26 protein-coding genes are annotated in these 22,196 nt (G+C 42.2%); 10 read left to right on the top strand and 16 right to left on the bottom strand.

Translation table 11 applies throughout. The annotated features are described in order from the left end of the window. Positions 1-236 precede the first annotated feature (236 nt). The 5 genes from DS742_RS05555 (at position 237) to DS742_RS05575 (ending at position 5,036) form a co-directional block, all read left to right on the top strand. Positions 237-890, top strand: coding sequence for a trimeric intracellular cation channel family protein (locus tag DS742_RS05555; protein WP_117416020.1), 654 nt, complete (start codon positions 237-239; stop codon positions 888-890). A gap of 16 nt (positions 891-906) precedes the next feature. Next, complete coding sequence (locus DS742_RS05560; protein ID WP_117416021.1) at positions 907-1,602, top strand: TIGR01906 family membrane protein; 696 nt, start codon at positions 907-909, stop codon at positions 1,600-1,602. 85 nt (positions 1,603-1,687) lie between these two features. Next, positions 1,688-3,235, top strand: coding sequence for a serine hydrolase (locus DS742_RS05565; protein ID WP_117416022.1), 1,548 nt, complete (start codon positions 1,688-1,690; stop codon positions 3,233-3,235). Positions 3,236-3,247: 12 nt separating this feature from the next. Next, positions 3,248-4,333, top strand: coding sequence for a sensor histidine kinase (locus tag DS742_RS05570; protein ID WP_242996398.1), 1,086 nt, complete (start codon positions 3,248-3,250; stop codon positions 4,331-4,333). After that, on the top strand, positions 4,326-5,036 hold the full coding sequence (locus DS742_RS05575) for a response regulator (RefSeq protein WP_242996399.1): 711 nt from the start codon (positions 4,326-4,328) through the stop codon (positions 5,034-5,036). The genes DS742_RS05570 and DS742_RS05575 overlap by 8 nt, the downstream gene beginning before the upstream one ends. Here the strand turns inward: DS742_RS05575 and DS742_RS05580 are convergent. The 10 genes from DS742_RS05580 to DS742_RS05625 all read right to left on the bottom strand — a co-directional run bounded on the left by DS742_RS05580 (position 5,033) and on the right by DS742_RS05625 (position 13,044). Then, positions 5,033-6,025, bottom strand: a complete 993-nt coding sequence (locus tag DS742_RS05580) for a 3'-5' exonuclease (RefSeq protein ID WP_117416024.1) — start codon at positions 6,023-6,025, stop codon at positions 5,033-5,035. The two genes, DS742_RS05575 and DS742_RS05580, sit on opposite strands and share 4 nt — an antisense overlap. Positions 6,026-6,038: 13 nt before the next feature. After that, entirely contained in the window at positions 6,039-6,251 is a 213-nt protein-coding gene (locus DS742_RS05585) for a DUF3006 domain-containing protein (RefSeq protein ID WP_117416025.1), read from the bottom strand. A gap of 29 nt (positions 6,252-6,280) precedes the next feature. After that, entirely contained in the window at positions 6,281-7,381 is a 1,101-nt protein-coding gene (locus tag DS742_RS05590) for a ComEC/Rec2 family competence protein (protein ID WP_117416026.1), read from the bottom strand. A gap of 138 nt (positions 7,382-7,519) precedes the next feature. Continuing rightward, positions 7,520-8,467 (bottom strand): PspC-like choline-binding domain-containing protein, encoded by a 948-nt coding sequence (locus tag DS742_RS05595; protein ID WP_117416027.1) that lies wholly within the window; start codon positions 8,465-8,467, stop codon positions 7,520-7,522. A gap of 112 nt (positions 8,468-8,579) precedes the next feature. Further along, positions 8,580-9,575: an aldo/keto reductase gene (locus DS742_RS05600; RefSeq protein WP_117416028.1), complete on the bottom strand. Its 996-nt coding sequence runs from the start codon at positions 9,573-9,575 to the stop codon at positions 8,580-8,582. A 256-nt stretch (positions 9,576-9,831) separates the two neighbouring features. Continuing rightward, on the bottom strand, positions 9,832-10,641 hold the full coding sequence (locus DS742_RS05605) for an alpha/beta fold hydrolase (RefSeq protein WP_117416029.1): 810 nt from the start codon (positions 10,639-10,641) through the stop codon (positions 9,832-9,834). Between the two features lie 60 nt (positions 10,642-10,701). Next, positions 10,702-11,226 carry a permease gene (locus tag DS742_RS05610; RefSeq protein WP_117416030.1) on the bottom strand — a complete coding sequence of 175 codons (525 nt, stop codon included), beginning with the start codon at positions 11,224-11,226 and terminating at the stop codon, positions 10,702-10,704. 1 nt (position 11,227) lies between these two features. Beyond that, complete coding sequence (locus DS742_RS05615) at positions 11,228-11,707, bottom strand: permease (protein ID WP_117416031.1); 480 nt, start codon at positions 11,705-11,707, stop codon at positions 11,228-11,230. A 13-nt stretch (positions 11,708-11,720) separates the two neighbouring features. Further along, positions 11,721-12,179: a MarR family winged helix-turn-helix transcriptional regulator gene (locus DS742_RS05620; RefSeq protein WP_117416032.1), complete on the bottom strand. Its 459-nt coding sequence runs from the start codon at positions 12,177-12,179 to the stop codon at positions 11,721-11,723. A 115-nt stretch (positions 12,180-12,294) separates the two neighbouring features. Further along, positions 12,295-13,044, bottom strand: a complete 750-nt coding sequence (locus DS742_RS05625) for a GntR family transcriptional regulator (protein WP_117416033.1) — start codon at positions 13,042-13,044, stop codon at positions 12,295-12,297. 255 nt (positions 13,045-13,299) lie between these two features. On the opposite strand from DS742_RS05625, the gene DS742_RS05630 reads away from it, so the two are divergent. The 5 genes from DS742_RS05630 (at position 13,300) to DS742_RS05650 (ending at position 18,167) form a co-directional block, all read left to right on the top strand. After that, positions 13,300-14,325, top strand: a complete 1,026-nt coding sequence (locus tag DS742_RS05630) for an alcohol dehydrogenase catalytic domain-containing protein (protein WP_117416034.1) — start codon at positions 13,300-13,302, stop codon at positions 14,323-14,325. Positions 14,326-14,360: 35 nt separating this feature from the next. Further along, entirely contained in the window at positions 14,361-15,413 is a 1,053-nt protein-coding gene (locus DS742_RS05635; protein ID WP_117416035.1) for a TRAP transporter substrate-binding protein, read from the top strand. 33 nt (positions 15,414-15,446) lie between these two features. Continuing rightward, positions 15,447-15,965 carry a TRAP transporter small permease gene (locus tag DS742_RS05640; RefSeq protein WP_117416036.1) on the top strand — a complete coding sequence of 173 codons (519 nt, stop codon included), beginning with the start codon at positions 15,447-15,449 and terminating at the stop codon, positions 15,963-15,965. 9 nt (positions 15,966-15,974) lie between these two features. Continuing rightward, complete coding sequence (locus tag DS742_RS05645) at positions 15,975-17,267, top strand: TRAP transporter large permease (RefSeq protein WP_117416037.1); 1,293 nt, start codon at positions 15,975-15,977, stop codon at positions 17,265-17,267. Between the two features lie 219 nt (positions 17,268-17,486). Next, positions 17,487-18,167, top strand: a complete 681-nt coding sequence (locus tag DS742_RS05650) for a 4'-phosphopantetheinyl transferase family protein (RefSeq protein WP_117416038.1) — start codon at positions 17,487-17,489, stop codon at positions 18,165-18,167. A 429-nt stretch (positions 18,168-18,596) separates the two neighbouring features. On the opposite strand, the gene DS742_RS05655 is transcribed toward DS742_RS05650, so the two are convergent. The 6 genes from DS742_RS05655 to DS742_RS05680 all read right to left on the bottom strand — a co-directional run bounded on the left by DS742_RS05655 (position 18,597) and on the right by DS742_RS05680 (position 22,146). Continuing rightward, on the bottom strand, positions 18,597-20,060 hold the full coding sequence (locus DS742_RS05655; RefSeq protein WP_117416039.1) for a tyrosine-type recombinase/integrase: 1,464 nt from the start codon (positions 20,058-20,060) through the stop codon (positions 18,597-18,599). 12 nt (positions 20,061-20,072) lie between these two features. Beyond that, positions 20,073-20,279, bottom strand: coding sequence for a helix-turn-helix domain-containing protein (locus tag DS742_RS05660; RefSeq protein WP_117416040.1), 207 nt, complete (start codon positions 20,277-20,279; stop codon positions 20,073-20,075). Then, a complete protein-coding gene (locus DS742_RS05665) occupies positions 20,269-20,970 on the bottom strand; it encodes a helix-turn-helix domain-containing protein (protein WP_170313373.1) in 702 nt (233 codons plus the stop codon). The genes DS742_RS05660 and DS742_RS05665 overlap by 11 nt, the downstream gene beginning before the upstream one ends. Further along, positions 20,957-21,208: a helix-turn-helix domain-containing protein gene (locus DS742_RS05670; RefSeq protein ID WP_117416042.1), complete on the bottom strand. Its 252-nt coding sequence runs from the start codon at positions 21,206-21,208 to the stop codon at positions 20,957-20,959. Before DS742_RS05670 ends, DS742_RS05665 begins: the two co-directional genes overlap by 14 nt. 106 nt (positions 21,209-21,314) lie before the next feature. Next, the gene (locus tag DS742_RS05675; RefSeq protein ID WP_117416043.1) at positions 21,315-21,575 is read right to left on the bottom strand and encodes a helix-turn-helix domain-containing protein; all 261 of its coding nucleotides are present in this window, start codon (positions 21,573-21,575) and stop codon (positions 21,315-21,317) included. Next, entirely contained in the window at positions 21,568-22,146 is a 579-nt protein-coding gene (locus DS742_RS05680; protein ID WP_170313374.1) for a type II toxin-antitoxin system PemK/MazF family toxin, read from the bottom strand. The genes DS742_RS05675 and DS742_RS05680 overlap by 8 nt, the downstream gene beginning before the upstream one ends. Positions 22,147-22,196: the final 50 nt, after the last annotated feature.

Below are 22,196 nucleotides of genomic sequence, written 5' to 3' on the forward strand. Positions count from 1 at the left end.
AAACAGATCATCAAGTTCCGCCGTTTTACCAAATACCTTCCCCGCTCCTTTCCTGATGGAAACATATTCCAATTGTTCACTTTTGAACTTTTTCATATAATAAATAATTTCAGAAAAAAAATCAAGTTATTTTTTTTAAACAGCTGGATTTCCCACTGTTTTTGTATATTGACAAACACTCCCTCAACTCTTATACTTGCCTTAATTTCTCTGTTGGAAATAATCGGAGGTTGCCCATGAAAATAGAATTATCTCTGCTTTTCTTTGTGGAAGCAATCGGTACCATTGCCTTTGCTTCTTCCGGGGCTATGGTAGCCATAAAAAAACAGCTGGATTTACTTGGAGTTATTGTTCTCGGCGTTACGACAGCAGTCGGCGGCGGGATGCTGCGGGATATTATTATTGGGAATGTACCTCCAGCCCTGTTTAAGGATCCAATTTACGTATTACTTGCCTTTATTACGGTTATGCTTCTATTTATTACAGTAAGGATGAATCAGAAATTTCTCTCCGGCCATCATATGGAAACCTTCGAAAAGATCATGAACATCTTTGATGCCATTGGTCTGGGTGCATTTACTGTAGTAGGAATTGATACTGCCGTTTTAGCGGGCTATGGAACTTATCATTTTCTCATTATATTTCTTGGAGTCATTACCGGCGTTGGCGGCGGGATCCTGCGCGATATCATGGCAGGCCAGACTCCCTATGTTTTAAAAAAGCATATTTACGCCTGTGCTTCTATCACAGGCGCTATACTGTATGCCGGTCTTATGAACCGCATCAACGCAGACATTGCCATGCTGGCAGGAGCCGCAGCCGTCATTATAATCCGTTTGCTGGCCACCCGTTTTTGCTGGAATCTGCCTACTGCCGTAAAAAAACAATAGAATCAGGAGGTTACACATGAACCGTTTACTACAATATACTACAGGCATTGTTTTTTCCATATGCCTTATGGTGGTACTATTATTTACATCAGTTGAGGCAGCCGTTTACTGGACACCCGGATACTTTGAAAAAGAATATTCCAAATATAATGTAACGGAGGCGGTCTCCATGACAATGGAGGATCTTCTGGACGTTACAGATCAGATGATGGCATATTTAAAAGGCAGCCGGCCGGACCTTCACGTAGAAACCACAATGGGCGGTATCCACAGAGAATTTTTTAACGCCAGGGAAATCGCTCACATGGAAGACGTCCAGGGACTGTTTTTAGGTGCCATGTCCATCCGAAGGGGATGCCTTATGATAATGGCACTATGCCTTGTTATTCTTATGCTCTTAAAAACCAGCTGGAACAATACCTTTCCCAAATCAGTTCTGACAGGAAGCGGATTGTTTTTCATAGGATCTGCTGTTATTGCAGGAATTATATCCACGGATTTTACCAGATATTTCATACTGTTTCATCATATATTTTTCAGAAATGATTTCTGGATGCTTAACCCTGAAACCGACATGCTGATTAATATAGTACCGGAAGGTTTTTTCAGGGACACTGTTTTTTATATTGGATTTCTCTACTTTTCTTCTGTTGTGATACTATTGGTTTTATGCGTTCTTCTTATGCGTAAAAAGGGGAAAAATAGCAAATAATCTTTACTTGTTACTCCAAATCACCTATACTGTAAGTTGAAGTATTGCATGAAACCGAAACCTGACTATGGAGAGATTATAGAGTATGACCCAATTTATTAAAAAAGTTTCAAGCTTTTTCCTGTGCCTGTTTTTGACTGCCCAGGCTTTTCCAGGAACTGCAATGGCAGCTGCTGACTGGCCGGACAACATATCGGTACAGGCGGATGGCGCGATTTTAATGGATGCAGATACCGGAACGATTCTCTGGGGACAGAATATACACAACCAGTATTTTCCTGCAAGCATTACGAAGGTGATGACTGCCCTGCTGGTTATAGAAAACTGCAGGCTGGATGACACGGTGACATTTTCCCATGACGCTGTCTTTAATGTGGAATCCGGAAGCAGCAATGCCGGAATCAACGAAGGAGACCAGCTATCCGTGAAAGACTGCCTTTATGCTCTTTTGCTGAAGTCCGCCAACGAGTCTGCCAATGCTCTGGCAGAACATGTTGCGGGAAGCAGGGAAGCCTTTGCAGACATGATGAATGCAAGAGCAAAGGAGCTGGGATGTACAAACACCCACTTTGCCAACCCCAGTGGTTTAAACAACCCGGAACATTATACTTCCCCCTACGATATGGCACTAATTGCCAGAGCAGCCTTTAATAATCCCATCTTTGAAGAGATCGATTCCACCACCTACTATAAACTTCCGCCTAATTCCATTAACAAAGAGGGACTTGCCATCTATCCGGGACATAAGATGATGAGGAAAGGCTCCCCTTATTATTACCCTGAAATTGTCGGCGGCAAAACCGGTTATACCACGCTTGCAGGCAATACGCTTATTACATGTGCCGAAAAGAACGGTATGAAGCTCATCACCGTTATTCTGAAAGGCTCAACTCCCCAGTACTGGGCTGATACCCGTAATCTGCTGGAATTTGGATTTAACAATTTTACCTCATTAAAAGCAGCTGACTACGAAAAAACCTATAGCTCCATTACCAATGATTTAAACTTCAGCGGGCTCTCCATCACCAAACCGGAAGCTCTTGTACTGGATCCGGACAGCCGGATCATATTACCCAAAACCGCAGACTTCTATGACGCACAGCCAGAGCTCAGCTACGACATATCAGACGACGATCCGGAGAATGCAATTGCCAGGATTAACTACCGCTATCAGGACCGGGTAGTTGGATCGACCTTTCTGGAAATCAATGATTCTTTGGTGGAATCTGCAGTGAAATCAAAGCTGGACGATGCACCAGGAACCGAAGCTACTGAAACTTCACCGGAAGCAGTGGACGCTTCTGCAGGGAAAGACGCAGCAAAGCTGAAAGCGGACCGTGCAGCCCAGGCTTACAGGGAAAAAGCTTTAAGACCCTTTGAAATCCCCTTAACAGTCTGGCTCATTCTTGGCAGTGTGGGGGTCACCATCGCCATCGGCGGTCTGATCACATTTATGATTTACAGAAAACACAAAGAGGAGCAGGACTCTCTTGTCCGGAGGGAACAACGGCTGAAACGGCTGAAAGAATCCGGAGTATCGGCAGACGAATTCGACTCCCTTCTGCAGCAGCGCCGCGGCATCTATACTACAAGAAAAAAAGGCTGGAGAAAAGGAAGGTTTAAATTCCGGTAAATGGGAGGAGTTATGAAAAAGACCATGTCAAAGAAAGAACTGCTGTGGAATATTCTCATCACCTTCTTAGCACTGACTGGAGCGACCATTGTTTCCTATCTTCTGGTCTTTGTCGGGGGACACACGGCGAACGTAAGTATCGTTTATATGATGGCGGTTGTTTTAATCTCACGTTTTTCAAACGGATATATTCCAGGGGTTATAGCCTCCTTTATCAGTGTAATCTGTGTTAATCTGGTATTTACATACCCCTTCATGCACTTAAATTTCACCATGGATGGGTATCCCATAACATTTATCGCCCTTATGGTGATATCCAGTATTACGAGTGCCACTACCACGCATTTAAAGCATCAGAACAAAATTATTCATGACAGGGAAAAGCTTCTGATGGAAGCGGAAAAAGAGGCTATGCGGGCCAATCTGCTGCGGGCGATTTCCCACGATCTCAGAACACCTTTGACAGGAATTATCGGTGCCAGCAGTTCTTTTCTGGAGAATCATAATACCATGTCTGAAGCGGAAAAAGCAAATCTGGTAAATGGTATCCGGGAAGATGCCAACTGGCTTCTTAACATGGTAGAAAACCTGCTGACTGTTACCAGAATCCGGGGTTCAAAAGCGCAGGTAACAAAATCGCTGGAACCACTGGAAGAAGTGGCATCGGAGGCAGTCATGCGTTTTCATAAGCGCTTTCCTGATGCCGGGGTAAAAGTGTCTGTACCGGAAGAACTGGTCATGGTCCCCATGGATGCTACACTCATCGAACAGGTTATTATCAATCTCCTGGAAAATGCGGTATATCATTCAAATTCCAAAGATCCTGTCAGTTTAACCATATCAATTAAAGATGGAAATGCCCGGTTTGACATCCGGGATCACGGTGTAGGTATCCCACCGGACAGACTGTCTACCATTTTTGACGGATATACCTCTTCACCCAACAACAGCGGAGATTCTCATAAGGGGATGGGGATCGGTCTTTCTATCTGTAAAACAATTATAGCCGCGCATAATGGAACCATAAGTGCAGGCAATGAATTACTGGGAGCAGTCTTTACATTTACATTACCATTGGGAGAGAATACTTGTGAATAAATTTACGATAGCACTTATTGAAGATGAAAAAAATATTTCAGGTTTTATTGAAAGCACGTTGCAAAGACATGATTATAAGGTAATCTGCGCAGTGAACGGAAAAGACGGACTGGCTTTGATCAGTTCCAACTGTCCGGACGTAATTTTGTTGGATCTGGGACTTCCTGATATAGACGGATTGGATATTATAAAAAATGTAAGAAGCTGGTCTGCTATTCCTATCATCGTCATTTCCGCCAGAACTCAGGAACAGGAAAAGGTTGCTGCCCTTGATTACGGCGCCGATGACTATATTACCAAGCCTTTTGGGACCAGCGAGCTGCTGGCAAGAATCCGTACAGCCTTGCGTCACGGTAAGTCTACAGTCAGCACGGTTGACGGGTCTGTGGTTCAGGTTCCATATGAATGCAAGGGTCTTATTATAGACTTCGCGAAACGCCTGGTCACCCTGAACGGTCATGTAATCCATTTGACACAGATCGAATACAAACTGGTGTCCCTGCTGGCAGAAAACTCCGGCAAGGTGCTTACCTACGACTACATAATCAACCATATCTGGGGACCTTATGCAGACAGCAACAACCAGATTCTAAGAGTTAACATGGCTCATATCAGGAGAAAAATTGAAATAAATCCAGGAGAACCAAATTATATATTTACAGAAATAGGAGTAGGCTACCGAATGCGTGAAAGCGAATATTAAGAAGGGGGAAATACTCCCCTCTTCTTGTTCTGCTTGCGGACTTTCGTTTTTTCCACCCGCTTCTTTTTCGTCTCGTCTTTTTTCTCATAGATCTCGCTGATCTCATTCTCGCCAATCAGTTTCATGGTCTTAACTACATAGACCATCCCCTCATCGTTGCGCCTCAGCCTGATTTTCCCTTTTACATTTCCATGAACAGGGCAGCAGCCCAGTGCGGTATAAAATTTTTGGTTTACAGAGAACCAGCGGATTTTTTTTCTCAGCATCCGATTGCATTTACAGCAGATCAAATCTGTAACGGTCTTATCCTCAATGGCCGCCTGCTTTGATTCAAAGGGCCTTGAGATATATTTGGAATATCCGGGAAAAACCAGATAGACCTCTTCTTCTTTGTTCGAAGGCAGACAGTAATAATCGGTTGACCAGTATGCCTCCACCCGTTTAAAATCCATTTTGCTCATAATACGACCTGTATAATGGGCATCATCCATCGCTCTGTGAAAGGGCCGCTCTTCCATAACTCCTGATTCAAAAACTGCCACGTCAAGAGAAACCCTGTCTTTCCCATCTCCCTCCAAAAGACTGTAAAGCTTTTGGATATCATAGTAAAGGAGCGGTTTTTTAAAGGGGTTTGATAATTTATAATAGGCAATGTTTCGCTGGAGCTCTGTTAAATCCATAGAACCCCAGGTACAAAATACAGGATCTGCCCCGCACCAGAGAATGAATTCTTCTACAGCCTCCTCAAAGCAGATCCCCTCTTCCATCAGAGTCTGTTGATCCATATGGGTAACTTCCAGAATCTTTTCATGAAGTTCTGTGTATACCCTGGGTTTAATCAGTCTTCTGTATTCTCCTGTTTCTTCCATAGCATCATTCAGCCTTACTGCTCCGATTTCTATGATTTCAAAGGGAAAATGATCGACTGCTTCCTCCTTCCCTCCGGCATTCTGGTTCCATTCCAGATCCAGTACAATGTAGTTTTTCATATATTCAAATCCTTTATTTAATGAGTCTGTTCAGTTTTTCACGCATCTTCTGCCTGCGTCTTTTTGTTTCTTCTTCGTCAATCCGGAAAGCTCCGTTTGTGTTTAGCAGAACATCTCCTTCTCTGGCATCCTTTGGAATCTCCTGTAAAGAGAGTTTAATCTTACTACCGCTTTCCTCCTCACAGATCACAACATCCTGTTCGATCCGGTCAATGATATATTGCATAAACACTCCCCCTTCATAACCGTTATTATCTATGGATTACAGCTTTTACACGGCTCTAACCCTTTCTTGACCAATTCTTCTCTGCTTCCTGTATATCGTTCCCGGTTCTCCTTTTTTATGGATTTTGCCAGTTTACAATCCGGAAGATGAAATTTCCCTGTATTAGAGTTGATGATATACTCTCTGGCGGTATCCGTCTCTTCCGGCTGCTTAGAAACTCCTGGCTGACCCGGAATCCGAAGGCTGCTTCCGTCACTCTCTATGACAATGGTTCCAAGCTGATCGGTCCGCAAAACATTGATACCCTGTTTTTTTAATAGGTCCAATGTCTCTTTATGAGGATGCCCGTAATCATTATTCTTCCCGCATGAGATAACTGCATACCGGGGACTCACTGCATTCATAAATTCTGGTGATGATGAAGTACTGCTGCCATGATGAGATACTTTTAAAACATCTGCTTTTAATGGAAGCCCGCTTAACAGCATATCCTGCTCTGCTTCCATTTCTGCATCTCCGCATAAAACAAAGCTGGTTTCTCCATATACCAGTCGTATGCCAATGGACCAGTTATTTAAATTATCCCCATAATCCCTGCCGGGGGAAATAATCTGAAAGGACGCTTCCCCCAGACTAAATCGCTCTCCTGCCTTTGGTATGGTGACCTTTAAGTTCTTATCTGCAATGGCATCAAGCAGCTTCTCATAAATTCTGGTTGTGTGCTCCTTCTCCGGCAGCATAACATTTTTTACATCAAATTCACGGATTACCCCTTCCAGACCTCCAATATGGTCTGAGTGAGGATGCGTTCCAATCACATAATCCAGACTTTTTACTCCCTGTTCCTTTAAATAGTTGATAACCACATCTGTCTGATCCTTTTCCCCTGCATCAATAAGCATATAGTGTCCGTTTGCCTGAATAAGGGTGCTGTCCCCCTGTCCTACATCTATAAAATGCAATGCGAGTCCAAAACCTGTCTTTTGAACATCTGTCTCTTCTGGTACAGCAGAATTAGAAGCACCTGATCCTGTTGCTTTGTAAACGCAGCCGGTCAGAAAGATCATACAAAGAACAGCTGCCATTGCCAGAATCCGCTTTATCTTTTTTCCAGCTTTATTTGTTGTCATATCCATCTGCTCCTTCGTGTTATTATATGATAGAATTCCTCATCCTACAAGCATTTTTCCGATGCCTGCCAATCCGGAACTTTTTTCCCCGCATCAAAAACGGACTGCAAAAAGCAGCCCGTACATATAAGATCACCATCAGGGAAGCCGTGCTCCATCAGCTCCGACCTTCGCTCCATCAGGTGCAGTACCATTCGTAAGCATCTGTCCGGTCTCCGTATCGCAGTAATACTGCTTCCCATTCCAGTCGATCCAGCCTGTTGCCATATATCCCTTTTCATTAAAGAAATACCATTCACCGTTAATATTCTGCCAGCTGTTTTTTGAATAGCTCCCATCCCCATTTTCATACCACCGGCCTGTCTGATCCTGCTTCCAGCTTCCTGCAAAATTGATTAAGTTTGACTTTGCAGCATCCTGACTAACGAAATTGAATGTTGATTCTACCCATTTTCCTTTATTTTCCGGATTCTTTGCATTTACCGGCCGTACCTGGAACGTATAGTTTCCTTCTCTCGTCAGGAAACTGCCAAGTTCCATACTTGTTTGATCCGTTGTCTTTGCAGCACCTACACCTTTTCCGTCGCGGTAAAGCTTAACCTCATAGCTTCCTGCCCCCACACACTTCGACCAGTTTGCCACATGATTGTCGCTCCAGCTCAAAGAGCTGACTGGCTGTGTAAATTCACCTGCAGAAGGTAAATCTATGGTAACAATCAGAGTCTGATTATAATCTTCCTTTTTCTGCTTTACATAAGTTCCGCCATCAATTGTATAGCTTCCGTCCTTTGTATCGAAATAATAATCGTCCTGACAGTGCAGAGTTACCTCCAGTCTGGGAACATCATTTTCATACCACTGGAATCCATCGTTTATAAACTCACACTGGTCAACCTCAATCTTATCACTTTTTACCGTAACTTCCGCCTGCTGTTCGGAAATGGTCCCACCCAGTATAATGTCCGCTGATACCGTCATCTTTACCGTAGTGATCTTCTTTCTGGAAGCAGCTGATGCAGTGGTACAGTTCACCCCTGTAACCAGTGCCGCCGTAAGCATCAATGCCATAATCTTCCTGATATTCATGCAGCATCCCTCACCTTTCTATCTCTTTTATTACAAATCAGAATTATGTATATCAGGTTTCATTATACCTCATATAAGAGAATTTGTGAATGGTGATGAGCGTTAATTCCTGTCAGACTTTACGGTCAATTGCAGTCATTGCCAGTGCACTATGTCTTTTACCGGCTATTTTACCGGGTTTCATTGCCTCATCAAGAAGCTTCATCTCACCGGAATCAAGACGTATGGATACTGCCCCCATATTATCTTCCAGATAAGCGCGGTGCTTTGTACCGGGAATGGGTACAATGTCATCCCCTTTGTGTAAAAGCCAGGCCAGAGCAATCTGTGAGGGCTTGGCACCTTTTTCTGCTGCAATTTTAAACGCCACATCGGCTGCCTGTTTATTTGTATCATAATTTTTGCCCTTAAAGCGTTGATCTGAGCGTCTTGCATCCCCTTTTGGATATTCTTCGGCTCTCTTAACATTTCCTGATAGAAAGCCCTTTCCAAGCGGACAGTACGGGACCAGCCCTATCCCTAATTCGCGTAATACAGGTATGATGTCCGGCTCCAGATTCCGTTCCCATAAAGAATATTCACTTTGCAGTGCAGTAACCGGGTGAACGGCATTTGCTTTACGGATATTTGCAATACCGGCTTCAGAAAGACCAAAGTATTTTACTTTTCCTTCTTTCACCAGTTCCGATACCGCACCGGCAACTTCTTCAATGGGCACACCCGGATCAACGCGGTGCTGGTATAGAAGGTCAATATATTCCGTATTCAGACGTCGCAGGCATCCCTCTACGGCCTTTTTAATATGTTTTGGATGACTGTTCCAGCCAATCAGTGTATTTCCCAGAAAACGGCATCCAAACTTTGTAGCAATAATTACCTGTTCTCTGCGGTCCTTAAAAGCCTTTCCTAACAGTTCTTCATTAACAAAAGGACCATAGCTTTCTGCAGTATCATAAAAATTGCATCCAATCTCCAGTCCGTGGTGAAGAGTGGCAATTGATTCCTTTTCATCTGCAGGTCCATAATACTGGCTCATTCCCATACAGCCAAGGCCAACAGCGGACACCTCAAGCCCCTGACTTCCCAGTTTGCGTTTTGTAATCTCCATAAAATAATACCTCCTGTAAAATTAGAGTTAATAGATAGTTGAATTTTCATTCAATTGATATCTCTGACATTAATTCATAGATTATTTTTATTTCTCATTAATAATATCGGCAAATATTGGATAAATATAAATATTTTACACAATTCGTTTCTTGAGATTATAAACCATAAATCCCACTTAAGGCATAGAAAAAAGGGCAATAGTAATAAAACCAAATTGGTTTCTACTAACTGCCCTGTTTTAGATATTGTGATATTTACTCTGCAAACTCCGCCAGTGCCTGATTGAATTCATCCTTCTGGTCATAGAATGCGCCATGTCCGCTGAATTCAAAAGGCAGAAGTATAGAATTTTTAATATACTGATGCTGTATCTCCCCCAATGAGAAGGGTACTACTTTATCATGGATTCCATGAATAATCAGAGTTGGTACACAAATTTCTGTCAGATCCTGGAACAAAACCTCCTGAATCCATGTATTCGCAACCTTAGCCGTTGCCCAGCCGGCCGCCTGCAGTCCCACCTGCAGAAACCAATCTGCAAATGGTCCGGTTATATGCTGGAAAAAGAAAATATCTCCAAAATTCCTGAGCATATTGGGCCGGTCTTCATAAGTCCCGTTTATAATATCCGTCACTGTCTGCAGATCAACTCCATAGGGGAAATTCTGCCGTTTAATCAGGCTTGGTGCTGCTGCTGCAAACAAAGCCAGCTTCGATACCCCATGGCATTTATGCCTCGCCATATACCGGATTGCTATGGCACCCCCGGTAGAATGGCCGGCCAGGGTAATGTTTTTTAATCCCAGTGCATCAATTACTTCTCTCACATCATCTGCAAGTCTGTCATAGTCGTACCCGCAAAAAGGCTTATCCGAATCCCCAAATCCCCTTGTATCAATCCCAATGCAGCGAAAACCCATACCCGGGAGCACATTAAACTGATACTCAAACAGTTTGCGGCTCCCCGGCCAGCCATGAAGAAACAGGATGGTTTTCTCGCAGTCCGGATTCAAATCCTCCACGTAAATATTGACATTTCCGTCAACAGTGATATAATAGCCCATAATCTCATTTCTTAACCTTTTTGGTTTATTCTATTCAAAGAACGCCAGTCCGGTACATGATTATGCCATAGCTTCAGAATTTTTATAGATCTCTTCAAGTTCCCCTTTTGACATTAGTTTTGTCAGTAAAAATGCAATCAGAATAATACCCGGTATGTCAATGGCCAGTCTTGTGAGGGCAAATTTTAAGCCCAGAGATTCAATCTCAAACATCAGCATGGGAATTTTCGTAGTGGACCATGCGCCGATAAAAACCATGAGATTTAAAAACTTCACTCCTTTTTTCATAAAAACTGCAGCCACCGGAAACGCTCCGTAGAGAGGTCCTGCTGCCGCCGACCCAATGAGGAAAGCCAGCAATATGCCTTTCATTCCTGACCCTTCTCCCATATATTTAACCATGGTGGTTCTGGGCACCCACACATCAAGAAGGCCGAGAAGCAGAAAAATTGGCGGTATAACAAAAAACATCTGTTTTAACTGCAATCCGGCATTGTTTACAGATAAGGCGGCAGCCTGCCGGTCAAATATTGCTATCAATCCTATTACAACTATCATGAAAATAGCATACCGATATCGTTTCATATCACCCTGTCACCCCCTGAATTAAAAATGCCACAGCAAAAGAAAAAACAAATGCCAGTATATTCCGGTATAACGTCATTTTCTTGCCAAAATATTTCATTTCAACCGGCATCGTAACAATTCCAACCATAGTCAGTGTAGAGACAAACGCACCAATCTGCATAAACCCCGCTCCTGCCTTAAGAAGCATGGAGGCTGTAGGAAATGCTACAAAAGGCGGAATCATGGTAATGGAACCGACCACAGCTGCTATAATAACACCAACCCATCCGGATTCTCCCCCGATCAGTCTGGATATCAGACTGGTGTTTAGATAGGCCAGCAGCACACTGATCAAAAATATCATGGTCAGCAGCTGAGGCAGTATATTCTCCAAAGATTTCCATGACTTCTTAAGAGCAGTCTTCGTCTTTTCCTTATCTTTCCAAAAGGAGACACCCAATCCAATCAAAGCCAGTCCGTAAAAAATATAGGTTTCCATCAATTTCCTCCTGTCATTTTTCTGATCGCATATCCCCTGACTCACTGGCTTCCTTTTCAAATACAACAACCAGCCGGTCAAGGATTTTCTCTAGATACTCTTTTTCTTCTTCACTGAGACAATCAAATAATTCTGCCGACCGCTCTTTATTCTCCTCAGCCTGACCTGCCGCTTTCATTCCCTGTTCCGTCAGGGTAATATGAAGCACTCTCCGGTCAGTATCAGAAGGAACCCTGAAGATACAGCCATCACGCTCTAAACGGGCAAGAAGCTCGCCGAGAGACTGGGAACGGATATCAAGCAAAGCAGATAACTCTTTTTGTGTTATCTGGGGATTCTTTTTTAAAATAGACAATACTCTTCCCTGTCCTCTGCAGGAATCACTGCAATGCTTAGATTTTTTGTGATGACTCTGATGCATCAGCCGACCGATCCTGAAAAACTTCTCCATTAATTCTGTATTGGGGTTCATCACTAAACTCCTTTCAAAAAATTAGTAAGGTACCTTTGTTTTTCATTTTAAAGGTACCTTACTAATTTGTCAATAACATTTTTTATATTTTGTCAGCCAGTATAACAACTACCGATCAGGAAAAATCCTTCTGTTTTAAAAAGTCTGACTCCCAGATATTGGCGGCATTTGATGCAGTGGGGATTTCTGTTTCGAATAAATCCGGATATTGGTTCAGGAGGGATTGGAACTCCGATTCTTTATTGGTGATATGCTCATGAATCAGTGTCTTTAAGCTGGTTGAATCTTTTTTTATTATTAATTCAATCATTGTCATATGCTGTTCCAGAGTCTGGCGCAGCGTAGTCATATCAGATAAAGACAAAAGCCGGATTCGTGAATAATGCCCCGACATATTTAATACGGTATTAAGGCAGAACTGATGCCCTGTGACCTTAAATGGAATGCTGTGCATAGTATCATCGCAGGCCAGAAACTCTCTGGCATCAAAAAGTTTAACAGCTCTCTCCTGAGCTTTAATCGCATTTCTCATTTCTTCAATATCTGATTCCTGGAAAATTTCCAGAAATTCTTCCATGACACGTTCTTCAATACAGGAACGCAAAAATCTTTCATCCTTTACACGCGAAGCATTTATTTTCGAAACAATGGTACCTTTTTTAGGAGTTGTAACAACCAGCCCTTCCTTTTCAAGCTGTATTAAAGCATCACGGATCGGAGAGCGGCTTACATTTAAAAACTTCTCTAGTTCATTTATATTAATAGTCTCTCCCGGCTTAATATATAAATCAAGAATTCTTCTGCCAATAAAATCATACACCGTTTTATCAGCAGCTAAGCTTGTCTGGCTATCCTGTTTTCCCATCTTTACTCCCTTCAACCATATATACTAATTAAAATACATGTTAATTATATAACAACTCTTTTTTATTTTCAAATTCTATTTAATATCCGAATTTGGGTAATATTTACAAAATTTTATCTTCACATTTAGTATATTTTATAAATTGACACACCTTCTTAATAATGATATAAAGTTACTATATTCTAATATATTTCACTTATATATTAACAAGTATATCAGAAATGAAACAATAAGTATTTTACAAAGGAGGGTCATATGAAACAAATTTCAGTAAATGCTCCATTTCGGTACAGCATTGAGGATACAGAGTGTCCAAAACCATCAAAAGGGGAAGTGCTGATCAAAATGAAAGCAGCCGGTGTGTGCGGTTCGGATTTTCATTTATTCCTGGGTGAGAATCCAATGGCAGAGTTTCCCCGCATCCCTGGACATGAAAATGCAGGTATTATCGAAGAGGTTGGCGAAGGCGTGACAAAAATTAAGAAGGGGGATCATGTAGTTGTGGATCTGGTAGTTGCCTGCGGGACCTGTAAGCAGTGCAAAAGCGGCAGACGAAACATATGCAGATCAGTAAAAGCAAGGGGTGCTGCCGTAGATGGCGGCTGGAGGGAATACTTCATTGCTGCTGAGCATGAAGTTTATCTGCTGCCTGAAGATCTGCCATTTCAGGAAGCCGCACTGATCGAGCCCTTTGCAATCGGGGGGCACTGCACCAAAAGAGCCGGTGTGCAGGGAAGTGATGTGGTTCTGGTTTTGGGTATGGGGACAATCGGAACCATTATACTGCAGGTTTGTAAAGAAAAAGGCTGTACCGTCATATGTGCTGATATAAAAGATAATTTTTTAAAACGGGCTGAGGATTTCGGAGCTGACTTTATTATTAATACCAAAACAGAGGATCTGCATGGCAGGATACAGGAATATACAAACGGGGAAGGTGCAGACGTGATATTTGATGCTGCCGGCTACCCAGGATCTCTGTCCATGCTTCTGCAAAAAGGAATCCCTGCTAATGGTGCCCGTATCGTGCCTCTGGGCTTCTGTACCTCTGAAGAAAACATTACCCAGAGCATGATTAACGGAAGAGAACTCTCTATTATCGGAACCCGTATGTCTTCGGGACAGTTTGAGCCGACGATAGAAAAATTCCGTCAGAAAGCCTACCGGCTGGCGGGAATCGTCAGTGATACTATTTCATTTTCTGAAATTGACCGGGTATTCAAAAATATGCAGAATCCGCCGGAGGATATGGCAAAAATGGTGATTTTATTCGGGGACTAATAAATTATTTAAAGTACGTATGAGGAGGAGTTATCATGAAAAAAAGAATTACAGCTATTATTTTATCCGCAATCACAGCATTTTCATTCACAGCCTGTCAGAGCCCTGGCGGTAACAGGACCAATACTTTAGCCGGAACTGCTTCAAAGGCAGAAACCTCCGAAAAACCGGTGACGATTAAGGTTGGAGATAACTGGAGCTCAACACATCCGATGGCTGCTGCTCTGGACAATGTTTTTAAACCACTGGTTGAAGAAAAAAGCAACGGCAGCATTAAGATTGAACTTTATCATTCAGGAACACTGGGTAACGAGGGTGACTTATGGGATGGAGTCCGGAACGGAACAATCGAAATAGCAATTGTAGGAACACCTATGAACCAGGAATATACAACTATGCTGATTTCCGACTGGCCTTTTTTATACCGGGATTTAGACCATGCGAAAAAAGTATGGACAGGAAGTATTGCAGAAGATATCAGCGGAGAGTTTCACGAAAAGTTTCCTACCGTCTATATGCTGGGCTGGGGGCCGAACAGCGCCAGAACATTTACAAGTAATAAACAGCTTACAAGCGTTGATGATTTTAAGGGTCAGAAGTTCCGTATGCCAAGTAATCCCATTCATATGGGCATAGTAGAAAATCTTGGTGCTTCCGCGCAGGTAATCCCTCTTGGCGAACTGTTCTCTGCCCTGGAAACCGGAGTAGTTGATGGACAGGATAATGGTATGGTAACGGTTATCAGTGAAGCTTTTTACGAAGTACAAAAATATGTCTACGAGACAAACCATATTATTTCCACTCTGGAGATTGTTGCCTCTGCCAGCTTTATGGATGGTTTAAGTGATAACCAGCAGCAGATAATCCGGGATGCAGCCAAAGCTTCCTGTGACACAGCCTGGGATGAGTACATAAAAAGTGTTGACACAGACCGTCAGTTCTTAAAAGATCACGGTGTGACGGTAACAGAATGTACTCCTGAGGACAAAGAAAAAATCATTGAACAGATCAAACCTCTCACAGATAAACTTTATTCTGAGAATCCGTGGGCAAAGGATCTGACAGAAAAGATTAAAGCAGTCCAATAACTCAATATTGATTCACATTCGCAGGAGGTGCCTATGAGCCGGCTGTTAAATGCCCTCTTTAAAGGAATTGAAGTCTTAATATCCATTGCCCTGGCGGTGATGATTATACTTGTTTTTGCAAACGTAATTCTGCGTTTTATTTTTGATACAGGTTTTGCCTGGTCGGAGGAGGTTGCACGGATCAGCTTTATCTATCTGGTTTATTTGGGATCTATAGAAGCCATGCGCGATAACCGGCATCTTCTGATTGATTCCGTTCTGATCCGGTTGCCGTCCATAGCCCAGAAACTGCTGTACACATTAATACAGGGGCTTATTATCTGGCTGATGATGGCTCTTACTACGGGTAGTTACGGTCTCATGCTGCAAAACTACCATAACAAATGGGTTGCAACCGGTCTCCCGGTATGGGTGGTATACCTTTCCGGTTTTATCATGGGAATATCCATTATACTACTGGCTTCAGGAAATATTTTTAAACTATGGGTATTAAAACGTACGGTAAAAGACCTGATAACCCCGCAGGACGAAAGCGCGGCAACGCTTGAATAAGGAGGAACCATGTCAATCTTAATTTATTTTCTAGTATTTCTGATCGGCGGAATAGCTATTGGTCTGCCCATCGCATTTGCACTTATCCTTTGCGGAGTTGCCACTGCAATGGTTCTTGGAGGCAATAATGTTAATTCCCAGATTATTGCAGCCCAGCTCATGCGGGGAACTGACAGTGTCACCATGATGGCTCTCCCCTTTTTTGTTCTTGCCGGGGAACTGATGAACCGCGGAGGACTTACAAACCGGATCATTAAATTCTGCAATATTTTCGTGGGACGTTTTCGCGGAGGTCTCGGATATGTAACCATATTAGCCTGTCTGATGTTTGCAAGCCTTGTAGGTTCAGCGGTTGCAAGTACTGCTGCTCTCGGTGCAATTCTGATCCCAATGATGGTTGACTCCGGATACGACCGTGCAAAATCTGCAGGTCTGGTGGCAAGTGCGAATCTTGTAGCACCTATTATGCCGCCTTCCATCCCCATGATCGTATATGGCGTTGCAGCTGGGTGCTCAATTAAATCACTGTTTCTGGGCGGGATTGCCCCTGCAATTTACTTAACAATTATTATGTGCAGTGTATGGTTTATCGTTACCCGCAAAGACAATTTAAAATCAGATACAACAAAATATACCGTTAAAGAAATCATGAAAATATTCATTAACGGGTTATGGGCTTTGTTATTGCCCCTTATCATCTTATTCGGTCTCAGAGGCGGTATATTTACTGCTACGGAAGCTGGTGTGGTTGCAGTTGTCTATGCCATTGCTGTAGGTATTTTTGTTTACAGAGAACTTAAATTTAAGGATTTAATTAAGGCTTTTGTAGCCGCTGCTAAAATGTCCAGCGTTGTTATGTTCCTGGCTGCCACTGCGCAGGTTGCCGCCTATATGATGACGATATCACGGATTCCACAGATGCTGACGGAATCATTGCATGGACTTACTGCGAATCCGGCACTGTTAAACTTTGTACTTCAGATTATCATCATTATTATGGGAACCTGCATTGATGTTGTTCCAACTATATTAATTATGACTCCCATCATGCTTCCGCTGATTCACGCTGCCGGAATCGATCCTGTCTATTTCGGTGTGGTATTCACCCTTGCTAACGTACTGGGTCTCACTTCTCCGCCTGTAGGTCCAGTATTAAATGTGGCCTGCGCTACAGGAAAGGTAAGTATGGAAAAGATTATAAAGCCTGTTATGCCCTACTACATCCTTCAGGTTATCCTTGTATTTGCGCTTATTTTCTTCCCGCCGTTAGTAACCGTGCCGCTAAAATGGTTTGGTGGTTAATGTATACACTAGTAATTAGATCAATCGGGTAGGAGGTAGATAATTATTTGCGGACTAGGGACTTTCACCCTTTAGAAACGTGCGCCGCAAGGCGCACACTTAATAATGCCTGGAATTCTCCAGGCATTAATTAATATATTTTGACATACTCTTATAGATTTTATTATGGTATAATGTTTGGGTAACTACCATAAATTTGCAAAGAATTGAGTAATTGTTATGATACGTGCCTATGAATTATATATACTTTCCATTAAAAATATTGACAGCATTATTATAAATAATTTTATACAGTATCTTAGTCCGGAACGTCAAAAAAAGGCCACAAACTATCGTCTGGAAACAGACACCATTCGTACTGTCTGCGGCGAGATGCTGCTGCGGTATGCTCTTTCTAAAAGACAAGGCTCTTCTTTGCCAAAAATTCCACTCCACTTTACTTATAATTCTTATGGTAAACCGCTTCTGCAGGATTACCCTGATGTGTCATTTAATATTTCACATTCAGGCAACTGGGTAGCTTGTGCCATTTCAGATTCCGGGATAGGAATTGATATTGAACAAATAAACTATGATATAGATTTAAACATTGCCAATCACTATTTTCACCAAAAAGAAATACAAATAATTCATACCACTGCTGCGCCTGAATCTTACCATCACTTTTTTCGTTTTTGGACAGCAAAAGAAAGTTATTTAAAATGTATTGGAAGAGGATTAGGTGATCCGCTTAATAATTTCTATGTTTCAGATAACACAATTATTTTAGAGGGAAGGATAACTCCCTGGCATATATACTATTATGATTCGTTAAATAATTATACTCTTTCTGTTTGCAGCGCCTCATCAAATACAGTGCCTATATTACCTGTTTGTCTTTCCATAGAAAATATTTTATAAAAAAAAGGCACCAAAACCCATTACGGTTTCGGTACCTTATTACGTTCCCGAGGTGATTTGAACACCCGGCCTACCGCTTAGGAGAAGCCCCCGAGGGGCATTTTTGACTCCCTGCAAATCCCCGAAAATCCTTGATTTTACTGGCTTTTCCGGGGTTTTGTTGTTAATAAATTCTCGTCTAAAACCTGCTAATTTTTCGTGGTTTTTTGCCTTCCTTTTAGCAGGGTATTAGCAAATGCAAAGAAATATGGGAAACATCATTGAGTTAATCTGTAACCCATAAATCACAGGAAACGCATTTCAAGTTTAAGCATTCTCTTATGCAAATAAGAAATCTGTGTTCAAATATTATAATGGTTTTTCGTCTTGATTTCAAGGTTTTTCAGGCATTACAAAAGGCAACCCTGACGGATTGCCTTTTTTGTATGACTAAATTGTTTTTGCTAAAGCCTTTAACAATGCTGCTGTATCCGGATTTGATAACAGTTTTGCGAGCAAGGCAGCGTTTTCGTCTGCACTGTTTTCAACAGGCTTTTCTTCTTCAACTTTGCTTTCTTCTTGAACCTCAGCCATTGGGTCAAGTAGTTCAACCGAAGTTTCAAACTTGGGCATTGGAGCAGTTTTACCTTCTTCCGCATTTTTGAGACCTTTAGCGTTGTAGAACTGTTCCTCAAACTTCTGTGCGTTGTATCGCCTGTCCTCGTCGATTATATGGCTGTAAACATCGGCAACCATATCCATTCGGGCGTGTCCTGAGTCGCCCTGAACCGATTTCATATCGCCGCCGTTCCATTTCAGCTTGTAGGTTATACTTGCGTGACGGAAGCTGTGAAACACCACATCGGGTAAGTCGTTGTCCTGTATCAGCTTTTTCAATGCACGGTTGATTACCTGACCTTCCATCGGTCTGCCGGACGAATGGCAGAATACCAAGTTATAATCCAAATACTCATCACCGAAAAGCTCTTTCATTTCGTCAATCTGCTTTTTTCTCTCCAATAGCATTTGGGCTACGGTTGACGGCAAGAAGATTTTTCTAACGCTGGTTTTGGTTTTAGGTGTTTTCAAAACAAGCGAGGTATTTGTATTTGATAAGGTTCTCGGAAAGACACGGATAATGTCTTTGTTATCAAGCACCTCCATTACATCTCTGTTTACTCGCTGAAGCTCTTTATCTACATAAATGGAAGCATTGTTTTCTCTCAGACTTTCTACCGATATATCAATACAATCCCAAGTAAGTCCGAGCATTTCGCCCATACGGAGAGAACAGGCAAAAGATAAATTGATGGCTAATGCAAGAATATCATCATCGCACACTTCAAGAGCGTGCATAAGTGTTTCTGCTGTCCAAATCTCTCGTTTCTGATGTTCCTCTTTCGGGAGTGTCGCATTTAGAACCGGGTTTCTTGTCATCAGCTCCCATTTTACCGCCTGATTAAAGGCACTCCTTAAAAACTTATGAATTTCTCTTACGGTATGTACTGTCAGATACTCATTCTTTGGCTTTTTATTCTGCACCGATTTTGTCTTAACTTTCAAAAGGCTCTGATAGAATTTATCCATAAGTCTCGGAGTAAGTTCATCAAGTTTCACATCGCCGATAAGCGGAATGATGTAATTATACATAAGCCCTTTCTTTGAACGGTAGGTTGACATTGCCCAGTTGTTTACTCCGTACACGGAGCAGTATTCTTCAAGCAAATCCGCCACAGTCGTAGCATTAGGAATGATAAATGTACCGCTTTGCTGCTCAAACTCAATTTGAGTTTTTCTCTTTTTAGCGTCTGTGTTTGTATCAAAGGTTTCCCATTTTTGATGTTGGTTTCCGTCATCGTCTTTGTATGTATAAACGACGGAATATCGGTTCTTTCTCTTTACAATAGAAGCCATAGTCGTTCCTCCTTATTCATTATCCAGCCATTTATCAAAACTGGTCTTTATAATGCGGTATCCGGTTTCGAGCATTACTGCCTGAAAACAACCCTGTTTTATGAGCTTATATACTGTCTGTCGGGTAATACCCAAGATTGCCTGAACCTCCTCTACGGAATAACTCTTTTTTGCATATGTACCGCCGTTTAATTCACGAACTCTATCTTCAATCGACATATCCCTCCACCTCCTCAATTTCCTTAACTTTAGTGTATTTGCTTTGCGAAGCGTACCACTTATCAAAGCTTTCTCTTTTTATTCGGCGTTTACCGTCAACCCAAATAAACTCAACAATACCGTCGTTCATAAGGTCATTTGCGGTGCTTCTCGGAATGCCGAGTACCTTTGCGATAGTAAGAGGAGAGAGCGTTTTTCCGTATTTCTTGCCGGGTCTTTCGCCGTTTACTTTCTCATAATGGAATTGTCCTGCATACCAATCTTCAAAGCTGTCCACATCAACTCTCATTTTGCCCAGTACCAAATAGGTCTTAAATCGGCACTGATTGATGAGTCGGTATGTAGCCGTCTTTCCAAGACCGAGTATTCTCATTACGTCGGGTACAGACATTGTCTTTTTGTCCTGATATGTAAGAACTGCCTTGACGATTTTCTTATTTTCTTCAACGCTTTTCTTTGAAGCTCTGTATTCGTTGCCGACTCGGTATGTTTTGAATAAGCCGCAATTCATCAGTTTCAGTGCTTCTTCTTCGGAAATGGAAAACAACCGAGATATTTCCTTGACAGAATAGGCTTGCCACTGTGCTTCCTCCTGAAGCTTTTCATCGCTGAACAATTCTGCCAAGCGTTCATTTTCCTCTCTGAGATTAAACTGCTCCACTCGGTCGTTGAACATATTAACAAATGCCATCTTCAGAACCTCCTTCCTCACCATTGAGCCAATTTTCAAAGCTCTTTTTAGATATTCGATACTGACCTCCGACACGAACGCTATGGAATTTCTTGCTTTTAAGCAGCTCATAGACGGTAGTTCTGCTCACTTTCAAGATGTGCTGTATATCATCTGCCGTGTATGCTCGTATATCAGGTTCAGCCCGCCTGAATGTATTAGGAAGTCGAGTATCGCTATTTTCAATTTTCTTTCGCATTACCGTTTACCTCCGATTTCTTATTTGCCGCTATGACTACCATATAGCCAAGCGACTTGGCTATATGGTACTGAAAATCGGAGTTTTTGTTAATTATGCGATTGGCTTAATCGCATTCTTGACAACCGGAGCTTTCGCTGTCCATATTATCAAGCCATCGGTCAAAGCTCTTTTTGGAAATTCTGTAATGTCCGCCGACCTTTACAAAATGGAAAACGCCTGAGTTGACGAGAGCATAAGCAGTGTTCTTTCCAATGCTGAGAATATCCATTATTTCTTCTACCGTATAAACTCTTTTCTCAAAGCCGGAACTATCATCAACAGCGTTGGGTAGTTTGTTCATTGCTTCAATCTTATCTTCAAACATTGTCAACACCTCCCTTAGCGTGATGATGGTGCTTTTTGAAAATCATATAGTCATAGCCGTATCCTACCTGACATTTATCGCACATCTCTTTATCTGCCTGAAAGGGGTCAAGTCTTTTTACAATGTTTTCAGGGATAGACTGAAACTCGCTTCTGCAACGAGGGCAAAGACTTAGTACAATGCCTTTACGCTCTGTCTTGGGTTTAACGGGAATACCGACTGCAAATTTCAATCCTCGCTTGATTTCGCTGATTTTATCTGCGTCGGTAATTCTTCCGACAAAATTATCAAGCTCTGTGGCTTTATCCACGGTGCGTAGCTGTTCAAGCATTACCATCGACGGCTCTTTTAAGCCACAATCCGTGTTTAGCTCAACATGAGTATTCATTGCCGTTTTCTTTTTAACAGCCGTTATAGCGGCTACAACGACCGTAGGACTGCTTTCATTTAAGCGATTTGTCTGAACCACAAGAACCGGTCTCATTCCCGATTGCACACTGCCGTTTGTAACCCCCAAGTCGCAGTAATAAATATCGCCCCATCTGACATTCTTAAATTCTTTTTCTTTCATATGTAAATCCTCGCTTTCGATTATTCTGAGGTAATTCATATCCGGATTAG

Source organism: Lacrimispora amygdalina (assembly GCF_003432035.1).
Lineage (GTDB): Bacteria > Bacillota > Clostridia > Lachnospirales > Lachnospiraceae > Lacrimispora > Lacrimispora amygdalina.